The sequence below is a fragment of the Streptomyces liliiviolaceus genome (genome assembly GCF_018070025.1).
GTDB lineage: Bacteria > Actinomycetota > Actinomycetes > Streptomycetales > Streptomycetaceae > Streptomyces > Streptomyces liliiviolaceus.
This window is the reverse complement of sequence record NZ_JAGPYQ010000001.1, coordinates 6575243-6590361: the sequence shown is the minus strand read 5'-3', so window position 1 is coordinate 6590361 and position 15119 is coordinate 6575243. Positions and strand designations below refer to the sequence as shown.

Annotated in this window: 16 protein-coding genes and 1 tRNA gene; 14 read left to right on the top strand and 3 right to left on the bottom strand. The window is 70.9% G+C overall.

What is annotated here, in order from left to right:
• Positions 1–300: 300 nt before the first annotated feature.
• The 10 genes from J8N05_RS28325 (at position 301) to J8N05_RS28275 (ending at position 9347) form a co-directional block, all read left to right on the top strand.
• The gene (locus J8N05_RS28325) at positions 301–2355 is read left to right on the top strand and encodes an ATP-binding protein (protein WP_210887641.1); all 2055 of its coding nucleotides are present in this window, start codon (positions 301–303) and stop codon (positions 2353–2355) included.
• 89 nt (positions 2356–2444) lie between these two features.
• Positions 2445–2879 carry a roadblock/LC7 domain-containing protein gene (locus tag J8N05_RS28320; RefSeq protein WP_189772348.1) on the top strand — a complete coding sequence of 145 codons (435 nt, stop codon included), beginning with the start codon at positions 2445–2447 and terminating at the stop codon, positions 2877–2879.
• A gap of 2 nt (positions 2880–2881) precedes the next feature.
• Positions 2882–3253 carry a DUF742 domain-containing protein gene (locus J8N05_RS28315; RefSeq protein WP_107019937.1) on the top strand — a complete coding sequence of 124 codons (372 nt, stop codon included), beginning with the start codon at positions 2882–2884 and terminating at the stop codon, positions 3251–3253.
• Entirely contained in the window at positions 3231–3830 is a 600-nt protein-coding gene (locus tag J8N05_RS28310; RefSeq protein ID WP_107019936.1) for a GTP-binding protein, read from the top strand. Before J8N05_RS28315 ends, J8N05_RS28310 begins: the two co-directional genes overlap by 23 nt.
• The gene (locus J8N05_RS47590; protein WP_247706533.1) at positions 3827–4591 is read left to right on the top strand and encodes a GAF domain-containing protein; all 765 of its coding nucleotides are present in this window, start codon (positions 3827–3829) and stop codon (positions 4589–4591) included. Before J8N05_RS28310 ends, J8N05_RS47590 begins: the two co-directional genes overlap by 4 nt.
• 267 nt (positions 4592–4858) lie before the next feature.
• The gene (gene tdh / locus J8N05_RS28295; protein WP_210890450.1) at positions 4859–5887 is read left to right on the top strand and encodes an L-threonine 3-dehydrogenase; all 1029 of its coding nucleotides are present in this window, start codon (positions 4859–4861) and stop codon (positions 5885–5887) included.
• Positions 5888–6012: 125 nt separating this feature from the next.
• Positions 6013–7215: a glycine C-acetyltransferase gene (locus J8N05_RS28290; RefSeq protein WP_210890449.1), complete on the top strand. Its 1203-nt coding sequence runs from the start codon at positions 6013–6015 to the stop codon at positions 7213–7215.
• Positions 7216–7246: 31 nt separating this feature from the next.
• Positions 7247–8173 carry a LysR family transcriptional regulator gene (locus J8N05_RS28285; protein ID WP_210887638.1) on the top strand — a complete coding sequence of 309 codons (927 nt, stop codon included), beginning with the start codon at positions 7247–7249 and terminating at the stop codon, positions 8171–8173.
• Between the two features lie 29 nt (positions 8174–8202).
• Positions 8203–8805, top strand: coding sequence for a helix-turn-helix domain-containing protein (locus J8N05_RS28280; protein WP_247706532.1), 603 nt, complete (start codon positions 8203–8205; stop codon positions 8803–8805).
• Positions 8806–8810: 5 nt separating this feature from the next.
• Complete coding sequence (locus J8N05_RS28275; RefSeq protein WP_210887635.1) at positions 8811–9347, top strand: GNAT family N-acetyltransferase; 537 nt, start codon at positions 8811–8813, stop codon at positions 9345–9347.
• 58 nt (positions 9348–9405) lie between these two features.
• Here J8N05_RS28275 and J8N05_RS28270 read toward each other — a convergent pair whose 3' ends face one another.
• Complete coding sequence (locus J8N05_RS28270) at positions 9406–10719, bottom strand: RICIN domain-containing protein (protein WP_210887632.1); 1314 nt, start codon at positions 10717–10719, stop codon at positions 9406–9408.
• Between the two features lie 227 nt (positions 10720–10946).
• Between J8N05_RS28270 and J8N05_RS28265 the strand changes: the two genes are divergently transcribed.
• On the top strand, positions 10947–11306 hold the full coding sequence (locus J8N05_RS28265; protein WP_189772358.1) for an MmcQ/YjbR family DNA-binding protein: 360 nt from the start codon (positions 10947–10949) through the stop codon (positions 11304–11306).
• Positions 11307–11437: 131 nt separating this feature from the next.
• Here the strand turns inward: J8N05_RS28265 and J8N05_RS28260 are convergent, their stop codons facing one another.
• Positions 11438–12349, bottom strand: coding sequence for a transketolase family protein (locus J8N05_RS28260; RefSeq protein ID WP_210887629.1), 912 nt, complete (start codon positions 12347–12349; stop codon positions 11438–11440).
• Positions 12350–12402: 53 nt separating this feature from the next.
• Positions 12403–13134, bottom strand: a complete 732-nt coding sequence (locus J8N05_RS28255; protein WP_407699939.1) for a transketolase — start codon at positions 13132–13134, stop codon at positions 12403–12405.
• 152 nt (positions 13135–13286) lie between these two features.
• Here J8N05_RS28255 and J8N05_RS28250 point away from each other — a divergent pair.
• The 3 genes from J8N05_RS28250 (at position 13287) to J8N05_RS28240 (ending at position 14947) form a co-directional block, all read left to right on the top strand.
• Positions 13287–13360, top strand: a tRNA-Pro gene (locus tag J8N05_RS28250).
• Positions 13361–13571: 211 nt separating this feature from the next.
• Positions 13572–14174 (top strand): PadR family transcriptional regulator, encoded by a 603-nt coding sequence (locus J8N05_RS28245; RefSeq protein ID WP_210887626.1) that lies wholly within the window; start codon positions 13572–13574, stop codon positions 14172–14174.
• Positions 14175–14221: 47 nt separating this feature from the next.
• Positions 14222–14947, top strand: coding sequence for a VOC family protein (locus J8N05_RS28240; RefSeq protein WP_210887623.1), 726 nt, complete (start codon positions 14222–14224; stop codon positions 14945–14947).
• Positions 14948–15119 lie beyond the last annotated feature (172 nt).

Genomic DNA, 15119 nt, shown 5'->3' with positions numbered 1-15119 from the left:
ATCGGGCGAGGGCCGAGGAGCGAACTGCTCCTCGGCCCTCGCCGTTTTTCGTTGACCGCTTCTGACCAGGTCTGATCAGTTCAGCACGACACGGAAGCGCGTGTTCGAGGGTGTTATCGGTCTGTCGTACGAACGCTCATACCAGAGCGGGACGTCAGCCGTCGGACTTTGTCAACTGCCCACCGCACATGATGCGGTGGCGACTACTGTGAGTGGCCGCTGAGCGACAGAGGGCCTATTTCTTCGGCTCTCTCGACCGGGGGACCCCCACAGCCCCGCCACACCAGTACGAGGACGTAGATGTCTCACCTTCGCGCACCGGCCGCACGCGCAGACCGCCGCGAGGGCGGGCGGCACGGGCGACCGGTCGCCCGCACCACCCCCGCGCTGCCCGAGACCCACATACGCCCCCAACTGCTCCGCCTCGCGATCCTGCCGCCCCTCGCGGTGGCGCTCAGCGCGAGCGCCGCCGTGCTCTTCACCGTCCGCACGACCGGCGCACGTCCCGGTCTCACCCTGTGGATCGTGCTCTCCGGAGCCCTCGCGGTCGCTCTCGCGGGCATCGTGATCGCCACCGTGGCCGCCGACCGGGCCGCCCGGTCCGTGCGCGACCGCGTCGGAACGCTGCGCCGCATCAGCGCCCGGGGCCAGGCCGATCTGCTCGCCCTCGTCGAGACACTGCGCCGCGGGGACGGACCGCCCGCCCGCCGGCCGCGCGGCCGGCCCGCCGCGGACGCCGACGACTTCGACCTGCTCGCCGAGGACCTGGCGGCCGCGCACGACGGGGCGATCGGCGCGGTCGTCCAGGCCGCCCAGCTGTCCAGCCACGCGGGCAGCGAGCAGAAGGTCGAGGTCTTCGTCAATCTGGCCCGGCGGCTCCAGTCCCTCGTCCACCGCGAGATCTCGATCCTCGACGAGCTGGAGAACGAGATCGAGGACCCGGACCTGCTCAAGGGCCTCTTCCACGTCGATCACCTCGCCACCCGCATCCGCCGCCACGCCGAGAACCTCGCGGTCCTCGGCGGTGCCGTCTCACGCCGGCAGTGGAGCAACCCGGTCTCCATGACCGAGGTACTGCGCTCCGCGACCGCGGAGGTCGAGCAGTACTCACGGGTCAAGCTCGTACCGCCCATCGACGGGACCGTGCGCGGGCACGCCGTGGCCGACGTGATCCATCTGCTCGCCGAACTCGTCGAGAACGCCACGGTGTTCTCGGCGCCGCACACCCAGGTGCTGCTGCGGGCCAACGTGGTCACGTCCGGGCTCGCCGTCGAGGTCGAGGACCGCGGGCTCGGCATGCCGCTGGCCGAACAGCACAAGATGAACGCGCTGCTCGCCGACCCGGACCAGGTGAACGTGGCGAGTCTGCTCCAGGACGGCCGGATCGGGCTGTTCGTGGTCTCCCAGCTCGCCCGCCGGCACGGCATCGCCGTCCGGCTGCAGACCAACATCTACGGCGGTGTACAGGCCGTACTGGTGGTGCCGCAGGCTCTGCTGGGGGACGAGGACGGATCGCGGACCGGGGCGCTGACGGCGGCGCCGACCGGGGTGAACGGGTCGGCGAACGGGCCTTCGGCACGGGGTGCGGTGGCACAAGGCGCTCCCGCCGACGTGGGGGGCCCGGCCCAGGGCACGCCTGCGCATGGGTCCCCTGTCCATGGGGCTGCGGTCCATGGGGTTCCGGCACATGGGCGTCCTGCACACGGGGTCCCCACACATGCGACCCCGGCCCATGAGCGGTCGGCATATGGGACTCCGGCCCATGGGGTGCCCACACATGGGCCGGCACCACATGGCCCTGCACCACATGGATCTGCAACACATGGGCCTGCAACGCATGCGACCCCGGCTCATGGGACTTCGGTGCACGAGGCCTGGACCGCCGTTCCCGCCCCCCTTCCGGTGCGGGGGGACGAGACCAGGGCCAACCCCGCGGAGGCCGTTCCCGGGATCCGGCCCGACGACAGGCAGGCCGTCGCCGAGAACACGGTCGCGCCGCCCACCCCGCGCAACGGCGTGGTGCGCGGCAGCATGAGCAGGCCCCAACTGCCCAGGCGGCGGGCCCAGGAGCACCTCGTGCCCGAACTGCGCGGCGGGCCCGCGCCCCGGCAGGAGTCCGAGTTCCTGGTGGGACACGATCCCGGTCTGATGGCGGCGTTCCAGCGTGGCATCGGACTCGCCGAGGCCCGGTGCAGGGAGATGGATTCCATGGGCCAGGTCCACATGGGTCAAGCCCACATGGATCCGGCCCATATGGGTTCCGCCCACGTGGAGCCGACGTCCATGGAGCCGACGCCGATGGAGCCTGCCCCCATGGAGTCCGCCCGGCACGACGGGAGCGCACCAGCCGGATGAACCACGCAGCCCCCGCTTCCCCTCCCACCTCCACCCCCACCCACACCTCCGCTCCCGAAGACCTTCGTATTACAAGGAGTCGATCCCCCATGGCGAGCGATGCGCCGACCGGCCATGCATCCGATCTCGACTGGCTGATGAGCGGCCTCGTACAGCGCGTACCGCACACCAGGAGCGCGGTGCTGCTCTCCTGCGACGGCCTCGTGAAGTCGGTGCACGGACTCGATCCCGACAGCGCCGACCACATGGCCGCCCTGGCCTCCGGGCTCTACTCCCTCGGACGCAGCGCGGGCGTCCGGTTCGGCGACGGCGGCGACGTGCGCCAGGTCGTCGTCGAACTGGACTCCACGCTGCTGTTCGTGTCCACCGCGGGTTCCGGCACCTGTCTGGCCGTGCTGGCCGGGCGCGACGCGGACGCGGCCGTACTCGGCTACGAGATGGCGATGCTGGTCAAGAGCGTCCGCCCGTACCTGATGACCGCGCCGCGGCAGCACAGTGTCGAACCGTCGGCGATGAGGCCTTGAACGTGGCCGCGGCCGGCGACGGTCCCTGGCTCGACGGCGCGGCCGGCCGCCTGGTGCGGCCCTACCAGGTGAGCAACGGCAGGACCCGGCCGAGCACCGCGCTCGACCTCCTGTCCCAGGTGATGGCCACCGGCGTCACCCCCCTCGGCTATCTCGGCCCCGAGCACGCCCAGGCGCTCGAACTGTGCCGGGACCCCGTCTCGGTGGCCGAGGTCGCCGCGCATCTGAAGCTGCCGGCAGCAGTGACCAAGGTGTTGCTCTCCGACCTCGTCGACTGCGGGGCGCTGTCCATGAAGCCCCCGACGTTCCACCACAACCCCACTGACCGGTCTCTTCTGGAGGCAGTGCTCGATGGACTACGACGACAGCTCTGACCCTTTCCCCACCGCGTTGAAGATCCTGGTGGCGGGAGGCTTCGGGGTGGGCAAGACCACCTTCGTCGGCGCGGTGAGCGAGATCGCGCCGCTCAGCACGGAGGAACTGCTGACCACGGTCAGCGCCGCGACCGACAACCTCGACGGCATCGAGAACAAGGTCGAGACGACCGTCGCGATGGACTTCGGGCGCATCACCCTCGACGCGGAACATGTGCTGTACCTGTTCGGCACGCCCGGACAGGAACGGTTCTGGTTCATGTGGGACGAGCTCTCCGAAGGCGCGCTCGGCGCGGTCGTCCTCGCCGACACCCGCCGCCTGGAGGACTGCTTCGCCGCCGTGGACTTCTTCGAACAGCGCGGTCTCGGCTTCATCGTCGCCGTCAACGAGTTCGACGGCGGCTTCCGCTACGACCCGGAGGAGGTGCGCGCGGCCATCGACCTCGACCCGGGCGTGCCGGTCGTCCGCTGCGACGCGCGGATCTCCAGTTCGGGAGTGCAGACCCTGCTCACCCTGGTCCGCCATCTGCTCGCCCACGCACCCACGCGCGCCCCGAGCCACGGAGCACACACATGAGCTACGACCCGTCGCGTCCGGCCGGTCGGCTGCTGCTCACGCCCGAGGACAAGGAGGCACCAGCCCGGACGTGCCGGCTGCGGGCGCTGGGCCTGGGGGAGCGCGCGGAACCGGCCCTCGACGCGTTCGCGCGGCGGCTGGCCGAGCTGGCCGGGGCGCCGTACGCGATGGTCAACTTCGTCGGCGAGGAACGCCAGTTCTTCGCGGGCCTGCATGTTCAGCCCCCACATGTTCAGCCCTCACATGTCCAGGCCTCACATGTTCAGCCCTCACACGCCCGGGCCCCGCATGCCCCGCTCCCCGACACCCGTCACGACGCCATGGCCACCGGCACCGGCACCGGCATCAGCAGCGACCGTGGCAGCGGCAGCGGCAGCGGCAGCGGCAGCGGCGGTGGCGGTGGCGGTGACACGATCCGCGGCGACGCCGACCTCAGCCGCTCGGCCCCGCCCTCCATCGGTCCCGGCCGCCATATGGCCCGCGACTATGGGTTCTGCCCCCATGTGGTGGTCCGCCACAAGGCGCTGGTCCTGGAGGACGTCCGCGACTACCCACGCTTCGCGGGCAATCCGGTCGTCGATGAGTACGGCATCCGCTCCTACCTGGGTGCCCCTCTGCTCGACCGTACGGGTATCGCGCTCGGCACGGTGTGCGTCACCGATGTCGAGCCCAGGCCGTGGGGGAGGTCCGGCCTGGACACCATCAAGGCGATGGCGGCGGAACTGGTCGAGCAGATCGAGTTGAGGGAGGGCGGTCCCTGACCGGGACCCGGCCCGCAGTCACGCGTACGCCCGCGCCCATCCGTGACGTCATGCGCCTGTTCTCCGAAGAGGGATACGGCCGGCGGTGGCCGCCGAAAGGTCAATGGAAGGCCGACGGTGTGAAGGAAAGCTGCGGCAGAGGTTAAGAAAACCTCGATGGACCCGGGGTGCCGATGTACGGCAGATTGCTGCTCGAATCCACTCCTCTCCCCGGTGCGGGTGTCCTTCGGCATGCCTGGATCCGGGACCTCACGCACGGGAGCCCCGTTGAAGGCGCTGGTCAAGGAGAAGGCGGAGCCCGGGCTGCGGCTCATGGACGTACCGGAGCCGGTCGTCGGCCCCGGCGATGTGCTGATCAGGGTCCTGCGGACCGGGATCTGCGGCACCGACCTGCACATCCGCAACTGGGACGGCTGGGCGCAGCAGACGATCCAGGCGCCGCTCGTGCTCGGCCACGAGTTCGTCGGGGAGGTCGTGGAGACGGGCCGTGACGTCGGCGAGATCGCGGTGGGCGACCGGGTCAGCGGCGAGGGCCACCTGGTCTGCGGGAAGTGCCGCAACTGCCAGGCCGGCCGGCGCCATCTGTGCCGTGCGACGGTGGGCCTCGGGGTCGGCCGCGACGGCGCGTTCGCCGAGTACGTGGCGCTGCCCGCGTCCAACGTCTGGGTGCACCGCGTCCCCGTCGACCTCGACATCGCGGCGATCTTCGACCCGTTCGGCAACGCCGTGCACACCGCGCTGTCGTTCCCGCTGGTGGGGGAGGACGTGCTGATCACCGGGGCGGGCCCCATCGGGCTGATGGCCGCCGCCGTCGCCAAGCACGCGGGTGCTCGGCACGTCGTGGTCACGGATGTCAGCGAGGACCGCCTTGAGCTGGCCCGCAAGATCGGTGTCAGCCTCGCGCTGAACGTCGCCGGGTCGGGCAGCGCCGAAGGACAGCGAGCCCTCGGCCTGCGCGAGGGGTTCGACGTGGGCCTGGAGATGTCCGGCAACCCGGTCGCGATGCGGGACATGCTCGCCAACATGACGCACGGCGGAAAGATCGCCATGCTCGGGCTGCCGTCCGAGGAGTTCGCCGTCGACTGGTCCCGGATCGTCACCTCCATGATCACGATCAAGGGCATCTACGGCCGCGAGATGTTCGAGACCTGGTACGCGATGTCGGTCCTCCTCGAAGGCGGCCTCGACCTCGCGCCGGTCATCACCGGCCGCTACGGCCATCGCGACTTCGAGGCGGCCTTCGAGGACGCCGCGAGCGGTCGCGGCGGCAAGGTCATCCTCGACTGGACCCTGTAAGGACCTGGACTCTGTAAGGACCTGGCCTCCCTCGCAAAGGACCTGGACCCGCCAAGGACACGGCCCCCCAAGGACCTGGACCCACCTGGACTCCCCAAGGACTCCGGACCCCGTAAGGACTGATGATGTTCGACTCCGTACGCGACGACCTCCGCACCACCCTCGACGAGATCCGCGCCGCGGGCCTGCACAAGCCCGAGCGCGTCATCGGCACCCCGCAGTCCGCCACCGTGACCGTCACCTCGGGCGGCCGCCCCGGTGAGGTCCTCAACTTCTGTGCCAACAACTACCTCGGTCTCGCCGACCACCCGGAGGTCGTCGCCGCCGCCCACGACGCGCTCGACCGCTGGGGCTACGGCATGGCGTCCGTGCGCTTCATCTGCGGTACGCAGGAGGTGCACAAGGAGCTGGAGGGGCGGCTGTCCGCGTTCCTCGGCCAGGAGGACACCATCCTCTACTCGTCGTGCTTCGACGCCAACGGCGGGGTGTTCGAGACCCTGCTCGGCGCGGAGGACGCGGTGATCTCCGACGCCCTCAACCACGCGTCGATCATCGACGGCATCCGGCTCTCCAAAGCCCGCCGGTTCCGCTACGCGAACCGCGACCTCGCCGACCTGGAGCAGCAGCTGAAGGAGGCCGCGGGCGCCCGCCGCAGGCTGATCGTCACCGACGGCGTCTTCTCCATGGACGGGTACGTGGCCCCGCTGCGCGAGATCTGCGACCTCGCCGACCGCTACGACGCGATGGTCATGGTCGACGACTCGCACGCCGTCGGCTTCGTCGGTCCCGGCGGCCGGGGCACCCCCGAACTGCACGGCGTCATGGACCGCGTCGACATCATCACGGGCACCCTCGGCAAGGCCCTCGGCGGCGCGTCCGGCGGTTACGTCGCCGCCCGCGCCGAGATCGTCGCGCTGCTGCGCCAGCGGTCGCGCCCGTACCTCTTCTCGAACACCCTGGCCCCGGTGATCGCCGCCGCCTCGCTCAAGGTCCTCGACCTGCTGGAGGCGGCCGACGACCTGCGCGAGCGGCTCGCCGCGAACACCGCGCTGTTCCGCTCCCGGATGGCCGAGGAGGGCTTCGACATCCTCCCCGGCGACCACGCCATCGCCCCGGTGATGATCGGGGACGCGACCGTCGCCGGCCGGATGGCGGAGCTGCTGCTCGAACGCGGGGTGTACGTGATCGGCTTCTCGTACCCCGTGGTCCCGCAGGACAAGGCGCGCATCCGCGTCCAGCTGTCCGCCGCGCACTCCACCGAGGACGTGAACCGCGCGGTGGACGCCTTCGTGGCGGCCCGTGCCCAGCTGGCGGGGGACGCCGCCTGACCCTCCCCGAAGTGCTGAGAGAATCTGCCGCATGATCGAAGCGCGGCGGCTCCACATTCTCCGGGCGGTGGCGGACCACCGGACGGTGACGGCGGCCGCCGCCGCGCTCTACCTCACGCCCTCCGCGGTGTCCCAGCAGCTGACCGCCCTGGAGCAGGAGACGGGACACCGTCTGGTGGAGCGCGGCGCCCGGGGCGTACGGCTGACCCCGGCCGGTGAGATCCTGCTCGGCCACACCAACGCCGTCCTCGCGCAGCTGGAGCGGGCCGAGGCGGAGCTGGCCGCGTACAGCTCGGGTTCGGCCGGCACGGTCAGTGTCGCCTCCTTCGCGACCGGCATCGGCCTCGTCGTCGCGCCCGCCCTGGCCCGCCTCGCCCGCACGGCGCCCGGCATCCTGCTGCGCGTCCAGGACGCCGAGGGCGACGCCAGCCTGCCGATGGTGCTCGACCGCCAGGTGGACGTCGCGGTCGCGGTCGAGTACCGGGGCGCCCCGGACGCCGACGACCCGCGTCTCGCGCACATCCCGCTGTACGCCGAACCGTTCGACGCCGTCGTGCCCCAGACCCACCGCCTCGCCGACCGTACGGAGGTGCCGCTCGCCGAGCTGGCCAAGGATCCGTGGATCGGTCCGTACCCCGGGAACCCCTGCCACGACGTGGTGGTCCTGGCCTGCGAGCACGCCGGTTTCCAGCCCCGGCTCGAACACTCCTCGGACGACTTCCGGGCGGTGGTCGCGCTGGCGTCGGCGGACGCGGGCGTCGCCCTCGTGCCGCGCTCGGCCCTGCGGGGGATGGACCTCGCGGGAGTGGTCGTGCGCCCCGTCGACGGCGTCGCCCCCACCCGCCGGGTCTTCGCCGCGGTACGCCGGGGAGCCGAGGCCCACCCGCTGATCCTGCCGGTGCTGGAAGCGCTGGCTGAGGTGGCGGAAGAGGCACCCGGCGTCCCGCATCTGGGATAGCGTCCCGAATCTGGGATATCATTCCGGATGTGAGACGAGACGAAGGTGTCGCCCCCGAAGGCGACCGGCCGGACCCCGTGGATGTGCGGCTCGGCGCCCGGCTGGCCGAGCTGCGGGCCGAACGGGGCTGGTCGCTCGGTGAGTTGGCGGAGCGCAGCGGGGTGAGCCGCTCGACCCTGTCACGCGCCGAGCGCGCCGAGACCAGCCCCACGGCCTCGCTCCTGAACCGCCTGTGCGCCGTCCACGGCCGCACCATGTCGCAGCTCCTCAGCGAGGTCGAGGCCGAGGTCGCACCGGTCCCGCTGGTACGGGCCGCCGACCAGGCCGTATGGGAGGACCGGGCCGCCGGGTTCGTACGCCGCTCGGTGTCCCCGCCGCACGCGGGGCTGCGCGGCGAACTCGTCGAGGGACGACTCACCGCGGGCGCCGACATCGCCTACGACCGGCCGCCCGTACCCGGCCTGGAACAGCACATCTGGGTCCTCGACGGACGGCTGGACATCACGGTCCAGGACGCCGAACACCGGCTCGACCCCGGGGACTGTCTGCGGTTGCGGGTGTGGGGGCCCACGCGGTTCCGGTGCCCCGGACCGCGGGACGCGCGCTACGCGCTGGCGGTGGTCCTGCCGTGACCGCCATGGCCGCCGTGACCTGCGTACGGCTGACGGCCCATCAACTGCAGTCCAATGTGGACGAGTTGGCGGAGCTGCTGACCGACACGGTCGACGGCGGCGCCTCGATCGGCTTCCTCGCCCCGCTCGACCGCGCCACGGCCGTCGACTGGTGGCGAGGGCGGGCGGACGCGCTCACGTCCGGCTCCCTCGCCGTGTGGGCCGCGTACCTGGATGGCAGGATCGTGGGCACGGTGAGCCTCGTCCTCGCGGACAAGCCCAACAGCCGTCACCGGGCCGAGGTGGCGAAGCTGATGGTGCACCGGGAGGCGCGGGGGAGCGGCCTCGGGCGCTCGCTGCTCGCCGCGGCCGAACGCGCGGCAGCCGAGGCGGGCCTGACCCTGCTCCACCTCGACACCGAGACCGACAGCCCGGCCGAGTCGCTCTACCGGTCGGCCGGGTGGACCAGGTCGGGCGTCATCCCCGACTACGCGAGGACGCCGACGGGCGAGTTGCGCCCGACCACGATCTACTACAAGTACGTGCCGGTCCCTGCCGAATGAGCCCGCGGGCCGCTCATGAATGATCCGGTCACGAGCGGTCGGGTCATGAACGGTCCGGTCACGAACGGGTGAAGATCCACTCGTGGTTGTTCTGGCCCTCCGGGGCGCAGGGCCAGATGATCAGGTCGCGCGTGGAGTCGTCGTTCGCGTAGGAGTCCAGGCACTGGTTGTTGCTGGCGGCGTTGCGTATCCAGAACCTGCCGTCGGACTGCTTGTCCAGCCACCACAACTGGTTGTCGTTCGTGGTGCCGTTGCACGGGAACTCCGTGACCTTGGTGGCACCTCCGACGCCCTTGTAGCCGGGCAGGTCCAGGCACATGCTGTCCATGACGTTGCGGATCTGGAAGAGCGGTACTCCGCCGGGTCCGGCCTTGTCGTACCGCTTCTCGACGTTCCACAGCTGGTTGTCGTCGGTGTTGCTGTTGCACGTCGCGTGCGTCACCGGCCCGTCCGCCCTGCCGCTGCTGAAGCCGGGGATGTCCACGCAGGTGCCGTTGGTGTTGTTCTTGATGAGCACCCTGGTCATGACGGCCGGCAACGTGCTCGGCGCCTTCTTCGTGGCGGCCTTCTTCTTGCTCGGCGAAGGGCTCGGCTTCGGGGCGGGTGCGGCGGCCTCCTCCGCGACCGGCGGCGCGGCCACGGGCGCCGCCTTCTTCTCCTTCTTCTTCTCCGGCTCGGACTCCGAGGGGGAGGGGGTCTGGGTCTCGAAGACGCCGGCCGGCCCGCCCGCCTCGTTCAGGACGGTGTCGGAGGCCGTGTTGTCGACGTTCTTCCTCTCCTCGTCCCTGTCCGTCACCGTGATCAGCAGCGGTACGGCGATGAGGATGGCGCCCGCCAGCGCGGCACCGGCGAGCACCGGCTTACGGGGCGTGCCGACCGCGCTCCGGGTGGAGACAGCCGTGTTCTTGCCGATGGCGGCGATCGCGACGGCCTCGTGCTGCTCCCGGGTGGCCGCGGCGGAGACCGCCTGCGTACCGCTCCCGCTCGCCGCCTCGCCTTCGGAACTCCCGGTGGCGCCTTGCGCGTTCTCACCGGTTTTGGCTTCGGCTTCGGGTTCGGCCTTGGCTCCGGCTTCGCCCTTGGCTCCGGCCTCCGCCTCGGGCTTGCCGGCCTTCGCGGGGCCGCTCCCGGCCTTCTCGGCGTCGGCGTCGGCGTCAGGGGCAGAGGGGGTGGAGGAGGGCGCGGGGTCGGCGCCGGCCTCCGGTTCGCTCGCGGCTGCCTTTCCCGCGTCGGTGCCCTCGGACGTGGAGGCGGTCGGGGGCTTCGAGGCGCCGGCGCCGGAGAGCTGGGCCGCGACGGCGTCGGCGTCGGGAGTGCCGGTCTCCGCTGCGCGGGTGGAGGATTCTCCCGATGCCTGCTGCTGGTCGGACATGTACTTCCATACCTTTCCTCTGGGCCAACGGGAAGAGAGGAAACCGTTGTGGGGCGGGGCACGACCCGGGATGCGGGGGCGCGGGTCGTACGGCTGGGGCCAGAGTAGTTGGTGTGGTGTCGGAGGCTGTCGTCCAGGCGGTGAATTACCGGAGCTCAGGCCTGGGTTGCGGCGCCTTCGGGCCCAGGCGGACGGTCTTGTCAGTGCCATTGGTTACGGTGCGTTCCATGCAGGATGCCGATGACGTACGCCGAATCTGTCTCTCTCTGCCGGACACCGTGGAGAAGATCGCCTGGAGCATGCCCACCTTCAGGGTGGCGGGGAAGATGTTCGTCACCCTGCCCGAGGAGGAGACCTCCATGGCCGTGCGCTGTCCGAAGACGGAGCGCGACGAACTGGTCCTGGCCGAACCCGAGAAGTTCTGGGTCGCCGCCCACGAGGCCGGGTCCGCGTGGGTGCGTGTGCGCCTGGCCGCCGTCGAGGACGCGGACGAGTTGCGGGACATCCTCGCGGACTCCTGGCGGCAGGCGGCACCGACCCGGCTGCTGGACTCCTATCCGGAGCTGGGGGTCGTGGCGGACGGCTGAGGAGGGGCGGCCGGTCCGGAGGCGAGCGGGTCAGGGCGGCTCCGGACCGGCGCGGCTCCGGGCTGGCGGGGCTCGGGACCGGCGCGCGCGTCAGACTCGCGCGCGGTCAGACGTCAGGCTCGCGCGCGCGGTCAGACTCGCGCCCGTACCCCCAGGAATCCGTCGATCCGCTCCCGCAGGGACCTCGCGTCCAGCCCGTGCGCGGCCACATGCTCCTCGACGAGGCCGTAGCGGCGCAGCTCCCGGCGGCCCACGCCGAGGCCGAGCACCCGGTGCGGGACGTCCACGAGGGCGTCGTTCACGGCGGAGACCGACGTACCGGCGAGATACGGCTCGACCAGGACCACATCGGGGCTCGCCCCTTCGGTGGCGTGGCGCAGCGTGACCGCGTCGAAGGGCCGCACGGTCGTCGCGTACAGCACGGTGACGTCGAGTCCTTCGGTCGCTGCCAGCACCGGGCCGAGCAGCGGACCGACCGCGACGACCACACCGGCCCGCCCTTCACGGACGGTAAGGAACCGAGTGCCGTCGACGGGCAGAGCCCGGTCGTTCGACTGCGTGGACAGCCGTACGTACATCTTGTCGTCGTCCGCCGCGACGGCGTGCCGCAGCAGCGTCTCGGCCTCGTCCGGATGCCCCGGCACATGCACGGTCCAGCCGTCCAGGGTGTCGAGGACGGCGACGTCGCCGGGGGACATATGGGTGTAGCCGCCCGCCGGCCAGTCGAAGGACGCGGCCGCGCTGACCAGCACCGCGCCCAGGCCCTGGTGGCCGAGATCCAGCTTGATCTGCTCGAAGGGCCGCTCCACGAGGAAGCTGGCGAAGGTGTGCACCACGGGCCGCAGCCCGGTCAGCGCCAGTCCCGCGCCCGCGCCGACCAGCAGCTGCTCGCGGATGCCGACGTTGATCACCCGGTCCGGATGCCGGCGCCGGACCTCCTCGAAATCGGCCATGCCGATCTCGGCGAGGACGACGGCGACGCGCGGATCCTCGTCGAGCAGCCGTGACACGACGGGGGCGAACCGATCACGCATGGTGTCCATGGGGAAGCCTTTCGGTGGAGAAGACGGGGGCGAGGGGGCCTCGGTGGCCGGCCTCAGCTGTCCTTCGGTTCGACCTGGGCGACGATCACGCGCGGGAGCCCCGGGTGCGGTGCCGTGAAGGCGGCGTACAGGGCCTCGTGGTCCCGCCCGTCGACGGTCGCCGCGGACCAGCCGGCGGCCTCGAACCGCGCCGCGATCCCGCCGGGCCTGGCCCAGCTGGCGGAGGAGTTGTCGATCACGACGGTGTGCAGGCGGTCGAGTCCGGCGGGGCCCGCGTAGGCGATGGCCTCGTGGTTGCTGCCCTCGTCCAGTTCGGCGTCCCCGACGAGCACCCATACGCGCGGGTCGTGGAGTCCCTGGGCCCGCAGTCCCAGCGCCGTGCCGACGGCGATCGGCAGCCCGTGCCCGAGCGAACCACTGCCGATCTCGGCGCCGGGCACGAGCACACGGTCGGGATGGTGGCCGAGCGGAGAGTCGTACGAGCCGAAGCCCGGAAGCCAGTCGACCGGGACGAATCCCTTGGCGGCGAGCACCGCGTAGTAGGCCATCGGTCCGTGCCCCTTGGACAGCAGGAACCTGTCCCGTCCGGGGTCGTCCGCCCGGTCGGGGCCGACGCGCAGCACCCGGTCGTAGAGGACCCAGAGCGCGTCGAGTGTGGACGTCGCCGCCGGTCCGTGCTTCTCGTCCCCGCTCATCAGCTCCATCAGGCCGGTCAGCGCCTCGTACCGGTCGTACCGGTCCCCGTGGCCGTACTCCTGCCGGTGTTCCGTCGTTGTCGTCGTCATGGAGACGATCGTGCAACCTCAGGCAAGGTTGAGGTCAAGCGGTGGCCGTGCGCGACGGCGGCGGGACAAAAGGAGTGCGCGACCACCGACCCGAGTGCGGTAGAGTTTCGATGTCCGTCCGGCCAGGGGAAACCCCAGGTCATCGCGGGCATCGGGACGTGGCGCAGCTTGGTAGCGCACTTGACTGGGGGTCAAGGGGTCGCAGGTTCAAATCCTGTCGTCCCGACTGGAGACAGTCGCAGATGAGGGCCGGTTTCGGAGGCATCCGAAACCGGCCCTCGGTCGTTGTCGGGGGCTGGCGCTGTATGGGTGCTCACAGGCTCGTGCACGGCCAACGGCGGCGCACGACTTAGAGTAAACAAATTTGGCTAATGCGCCCGAGGTGGAGTACGTTTCCCGCAGTAGCCAAATTTGGCTACTCAGGTGGAAGGGCTTGGATGAAGCCGCTACGACTTCTGGTCCTGGGAGCGCTGCGCAGGCGCGGTCGCGCACACGGCTATCAGATCCGCGCGGATCTGGAGGCCTGGAGCGCGCATGAGTGGTCCACCGCCGCATCGGGTTCGGTGTATCACGCGCTCAAGAGCATGGCCGGACAGGGCCTGCTGGATGCGACGTTCGATGCGGACCCCTCGGTCGCCGGGGGCCCGCCGAGAATCGAATACGAGCTGACGGAAAAGGGTGAGCGGGAGTACCTCAGCCTCCTGGGCCGGGCCCTGGCCGACCGCGAACCGAGGCTGGACGTCCTGTGTGCCGCGGTGGGCCTCATCGAGGACCTGCCCCGGGGGCAGGCCCTGCAGATCCTGCGCACCCGAGCCGACGCGATGCGCGACTGGCGCACCGGCATCACCGCACACCTGCCCGCGGACACGGAGCTGGACACCTGGGGCCCGGTGGGCGAGGTCATCTCACTGTGGCTGGCGACCGCCGATACCGGCGCCCAGTGGACCCGGCGGCTGATCCACCGCCTGGAAGAGGGCGATTTCAGCATGGCCGGTGAGCCCGGTTCCCCCAGCCGCCACCCCGCACAGCCGGCCGAGTAGCAGCCGCGGGCATCGGCGAAACCTTCCCTTCGAGACGGAGCAATGCCATGGCCCACGAGATAACCGTCCCGCTGCTTCCGTGCGGGTCCATCGACGAGATCGTCGAGTTCTACACCATGCTCGGCTTCACCCGGACCTACTACCAGGTCCGCCCGAACCCGTGCGCGGGCCTGCAGCGAGAAGACCTCCAACTGCAGTTCTTCGGCATGCCAGGCTTCAAGCCCGAGGACTCCTACGGCAGTTGTGTGGTCATCGTGCCCGACACCCAGCAGCTCTTCGAGGCGTTCGCCGCAGGCATGCGCGCGGTCCACGGCAAGCTCCTGGTCTCCGGGATCCCGCGGATGACCCGCCCGCGGAAACGCAAGAACGCCGACCACCAGTCCGGGTTCACGGTCATCGACCCCGGCGGGAACTGGATCCGCATCTTCCCGTCGCCGGGCACCAGCGGCAACGGTGCGCCCGCGGTCGGCAAACTGGCCAAGGCGCTGGAGAACGCCGTCGTGCTCGGCGACTCCAAGGGCGACACTCGGCAGGCGGCGAAGATCCTGGACGCCACGCTGGCCCGGGAGCAGGATGGCGCACCGGCCGCCGACCTGGTCGAGGCGTTGGCCTACCGCGCCGAACTCGCCATCCGCGTCGATGACACCACCTCCGCGGTCGATGCCCTCACCCGTGCCCGCGCCGTCCCCCTCACCAAAGCCGAACGCAGTGAACTCGCCGCGCACTTGGCCGGTCTCGAAGACCTGGAAGCCGTCGTCGGACTCGCGCCCTGACGACCTCGTGCACGGTAGGCCGTGGCTCGGTGCCCAGGTGCCTCGTTGCGCTCTGCGCGATGGCGGCTGAGGCGCGTGAGCCGATCTTCACCCAGGTCTGGGAGCCGGACCTGGTCCAACTCCTGGCCGGCGGCCCGTTCATGGAGATCCTCGCGGATGCCGGCTGACAAGG

Excerpts from the sequence above, each read along its gene's own strand:
- J8N05_RS28310 (WP_107019936.1), top strand. The coding sequence starts at position 3,231 with ATGGACTACGACGACAGCTCTGACCCTTTCCCCACCGCGTTGAAGATC.
- J8N05_RS28245 (WP_210887626.1), top strand. The coding sequence starts at position 13,572 with ATGAAGCCGCTACGACTTCTGGTCCTGGGAGCGCTGCGCAGGCGCGGT.
- J8N05_RS28265 (WP_189772358.1), top strand. The coding sequence starts at position 10,947 with ATGCAGGATGCCGATGACGTACGCCGAATCTGTCTCTCTCTGCCGGAC.
- J8N05_RS28325 (WP_210887641.1), top strand. The coding sequence starts at position 301 with ATGTCTCACCTTCGCGCACCGGCCGCACGCGCAGACCGCCGCGAGGGC.
- J8N05_RS28285 (WP_210887638.1), top strand. The coding sequence starts at position 7,247 with ATGATCGAAGCGCGGCGGCTCCACATTCTCCGGGCGGTGGCGGACCAC.
- J8N05_RS28270 (WP_210887632.1), bottom strand. The coding sequence starts at position 10,719 with ATGTCCGACCAGCAGCAGGCATCGGGAGAATCCTCCACCCGCGCAGCG.
- J8N05_RS28275 (WP_210887635.1), top strand. The coding sequence starts at position 8,811 with ATGGCCGCCGTGACCTGCGTACGGCTGACGGCCCATCAACTGCAGTCC.
- J8N05_RS28255 (WP_407699939.1), bottom strand. The coding sequence starts at position 13,134 with ATGACGACGACAACGACGGAACACCGGCAGGAGTACGGCCACGGGGAC.
- J8N05_RS28290 (WP_210890449.1), top strand. The coding sequence starts at position 6,013 with ATGTTCGACTCCGTACGCGACGACCTCCGCACCACCCTCGACGAGATC.
- J8N05_RS28240 (WP_210887623.1), top strand. The coding sequence starts at position 14,222 with ATGGCCCACGAGATAACCGTCCCGCTGCTTCCGTGCGGGTCCATCGAC.
- J8N05_RS28320 (WP_189772348.1), top strand. The coding sequence starts at position 2,445 with ATGGCGAGCGATGCGCCGACCGGCCATGCATCCGATCTCGACTGGCTG.
- J8N05_RS47590 (WP_247706533.1), top strand. The coding sequence starts at position 3,827 with ATGAGCTACGACCCGTCGCGTCCGGCCGGTCGGCTGCTGCTCACGCCC.
- J8N05_RS28260 (WP_210887629.1), bottom strand. The coding sequence starts at position 12,349 with ATGGACACCATGCGTGATCGGTTCGCCCCCGTCGTGTCACGGCTGCTC.